The sequence below is a fragment of the Microcystis sp. M53598_WE2 genome (assembly GCF_030067735.1).
Classification (GTDB): Bacteria; Cyanobacteriota; Cyanobacteriia; order Cyanobacteriales; family Microcystaceae; genus Microcystis; species Microcystis aeruginosa.
The window spans coordinates 1-2,731 of the sequence record NZ_JASJFE010000732.1; the positions used below are offsets into that span (position 1 = coordinate 1).

Sequence of the window (2,731 nt, forward strand, 5' to 3'; positions counted from 1 at the left end):
AAATGATCAAAATAGGGTAAAGTTCGTGTTAAGATGATCAGTTGAAAAAAACATTAGTGAAAATTGCTCCCTAACTTCGCTCCTAGCAGCAGGGGAAAGGAGCTTAAGAAAAATCTATGTCGGTTGACGGCGAGATTTTACAGGTGCGACTAATCATGCAGTTTATGGAGGAATAATCCCAATGGTGCAAGCCAAATCCAAAGGTTTCCAGGCCGGCGTAAAAGACTACCGCCTGACCTACTACACCCCCGACTACACCCCCAAAGATACCGATCTACTAGCTTGCTTCCGGGTAACACCCCAACCAGGAGTTCCTCCTGAAGAAGCAGGTGCGGCGGTAGCGGCGGAGTCTTCCACAGGTACCTGGACCACCGTTTGGACCGATAACTTAACCGACCTCGATCGCTATAAAGGCCGTTGTTATGATATCGAACCCGTACCCAACGAAGATAACCAGTTCTTCTGTTTCGTTGCCTATCCTTTAGATCTATTTGAAGAAGGTTCCGTCACCAACATCCTCACCTCGATCGTTGGTAACGTTTTCGGTTTCAAAGCTCTACGCGGTCTCCGGTTAGAAGATATCCGTTTCCCCGTCGCTTTAATCAAAACCTTCCAAGGTCCTCCCCACGGTATCACCGTTGAACGGGACAAATTAAACAAATACGGTCGCCCCTTACTCGGTTGCACCATCAAACCCAAACTCGGCCTTTCCGCTAAAAACTACGGTCGTGCCGTTTATGAATGTCTTCGCGGTGGTTTAGACTTCACCAAAGACGACGAAAATATTAACTCTCAACCCTTCATGCGTTGGCGCGATCGTTTCCTCTTTGTCCAAGAGGCGATCGTTAAATCCCAAGCAGAAACCAACGAAGTTAAAGGACATTACCTCAACGTAACTGCTCCTACCTGCGAGCAGATGATGCAACGGGCTGAATTCGCTGCCGAAATCAAAACCCCCATCATCATGCACGACTACCTCACCGGTGGTTTCACCGCTAACACCACCCTGGCGAAATTCTGCCGCGACAAAGGGTTACTGCTCCACATTCACCGGGCAATGCACGCGGTTATCGACCGTCAGAAAAATCATGGTATCCACTTCCGCGTTTTAGCTAAGTGCTTACGTCTGTCCGGTGGTGATCACCTGCACTCGGGAACCGTTGTCGGTAAACTCGAAGGTGAACGCGGTATCACGATGGGTTTTGTTGACCTAATGCGTGAAGACTATGTAGAAGAAGATCGCGCTCGTGGTATTTTCTTCACCCAAGACTACGCCTCCTTACCCGGGGTAATGCCGGTTGCTTCTGGTGGTATCCACGTTTGGCATATGCCCGCGTTGGTGGAAATCTTCGGTGACGATTCCTGCTTACAGTTCGGTGGTGGAACCCTCGGCCACCCCTGGGGTAACGCACCGGGTGCCACCGCTAACCGTGTGGCTCTGGAAGCTTGTATCCAAGCTCGTAACGAAGGACGCTCCTTGGCCCGCGAAGGTAACGACGTTATCCGGGAAGCTTGCCGTTGGAGTCCTGAACTGGCTGCCGCTTGCGAACTCTGGAAAGAAATCAAATTCGAGTTCGAGGCTATGGATACCCTCTAATACAGCCCTTCAGAAAGTTGTTAGCAGTTATTGGTGGAAAATAATGCTGGAGGACTTGCCCAAAATCGGGAAGCAGTCGCTAGAATTTCAACACTGATAACTGTCTAGCCAATAACTGAAAACTGTATAAAATGTATCCGAAAAAAGTTGTTCAAGATACCGCGAAAGTCTTACAAAGTTACCTAACTTACCAAGCGGTTCGCACGATTATCGATCAATTGTCAGAAACTAATCCGACTTTAGCTATTTGGCTGAGTCACTATACTTCTAGCCATTCAATTCAGGATGGCGAGGCCTATATTGCGGGGTTAATGGCTGAGAATAAAGAGTTAGTTTTGCGGATCATGACGGTAAGAGAACATCTAGCCGAACAGGTTTTAGAGTTCTTGCCAGAGATGGTAAAAACGGGAATTATTAATGACAATACCGAACATCGTCGGCAACTTTTGGAACGTCTCACCCGTACTGCTATAAGTCAACCAGAGACATCGGAATTAAATCTCGATGTTGATGATCTACCCAACCCATAAGGAATCAAGAAACCCATGAAAACTTTACCTAAAGAGAAGCGTTACGAAACTCTTTCCTACTTGCCCCCCCTCACCGATCAACAAATTGCTAAACAAATTCAATACATGATCGATCAGGGTTATATTCCTGCTGTGGAATTTGAAAAAGATCCCAAACCCGCAGATTATCATTGGACGATGTGGAAACTGCCTTTATTCTCTGTTTCTGGTCCCCAAGAAGTTCTTAATGAAGTTCGCGAGTGCCGCACCGAGTATTCTGATTGCTACATCCGCGTTATCGCTTTTGACAACATCAAACAATGTCAAACCATGAGCTTTATTGTTCATAAACCCAATGCCGGCCGCTACTAATTTGGCTGTCATCTAATTATTAACTTTTGAGGGGGGTTCTTAGACCTCCCTTTTTTTCTATTTGTCTGGTAGAATTTTTAGCAAGAGTGAATCCGAGCTAGAAATAGGGGAGCATCTCACCTTTAATTGAAATGACTATATAATTACTCACTTGCATAAATGAAATGCTCCCAATATAATGGGACTGGATTCCTGTTTTTCTCATTAGCGATGGCATTTGATTATGTAGTTTTAGGCAGAAAGCTCAAGGATG

General features: G+C 46.2%; 3 protein-coding genes. All 3 read left to right on the plus strand.

All coding sequences use genetic code 11. From position 1 onward, the window contains the following. Positions 1-181 precede the first annotated feature (181 nt). The 3 genes from PX636_RS14935 (at position 182) to PX636_RS14945 (ending at position 2,478) form a co-directional block, all read left to right on the plus strand. Positions 182-1,597 (plus strand): form I ribulose bisphosphate carboxylase large subunit, encoded by a 1,416-nt coding sequence (locus tag PX636_RS14935; RefSeq protein WP_002753365.1) that lies wholly within the window; start codon positions 182-184, stop codon positions 1,595-1,597. 131 nt (positions 1,598-1,728) lie between these two features. Then, entirely contained in the window at positions 1,729-2,127 is a 399-nt protein-coding gene (gene rcbX, locus PX636_RS14940) for a RuBisCO chaperone RbcX (RefSeq protein ID WP_061430949.1), read from the plus strand. Between the two features lie 15 nt (positions 2,128-2,142). Continuing rightward, the gene (locus tag PX636_RS14945) at positions 2,143-2,478 is read left to right on the plus strand and encodes a ribulose bisphosphate carboxylase small subunit (RefSeq protein WP_002741682.1); all 336 of its coding nucleotides are present in this window, start codon (positions 2,143-2,145) and stop codon (positions 2,476-2,478) included. Positions 2,479-2,731 lie beyond the last annotated feature (253 nt).

Bases quoted from the DNA above. Each gene is read 5' to 3' on its own strand.
- PX636_RS14935 (WP_002753365.1), top strand. From the start codon at position 182: ATGGTGCAAGCCAAATCCAAAGGTTTCCAGGCCGGCGTAAAAGACTAC.
- rcbX (WP_061430949.1), top strand. From the start codon at position 1,729: ATGTATCCGAAAAAAGTTGTTCAAGATACCGCGAAAGTCTTACAAAGT.
- PX636_RS14945 (WP_002741682.1), top strand. From the start codon at position 2,143: ATGAAAACTTTACCTAAAGAGAAGCGTTACGAAACTCTTTCCTACTTG.